General features: G+C 66.8%; 2 pseudogenes. Both read left to right on the forward strand.

Annotated elements, in window-relative coordinates:
* Window positions 1-174 (forward strand): annotated as a pseudogene (gene livM, locus ACV229_RS40945) (high-affinity branched-chain amino acid ABC transporter permease LivM); the annotation flags it as partial.
* A pseudogene (gene livG, locus ACV229_RS40950) lies at window positions 171-250 on the forward strand (high-affinity branched-chain amino acid ABC transporter ATP-binding protein LivG); the annotation flags it as partial. The pseudogenes livM and livG, both read left to right, overlap by 4 nt.

Below are 250 nucleotides of genomic sequence, written 5' to 3' on the forward strand. Positions count from 1 at the left end.
TCGCAGCTCGGCGTGATCCTCGCGGCGATCCTGCTGACGATCCTGCCGGAAGTGGCGCGCGGCTTCGCCGAGTACCGGATGCTGATCTTCGGCCTGGTGATGGTGTTGATGATGATGTGGCGTCCGCAGGGCCTGCTGCCCGCGAGCCGTCCCCACGTGGAGCTGCCGCAATGAGCGCGAATGCTGAACTGTTGAAGGTCGCCGGGCTGCAGATGCGCTTCGGCGGGCTGCTCGCCGTCGACGGCATCGA

This window comes from Burkholderia sp. MR1-5-21 (genome assembly GCF_053427715.1).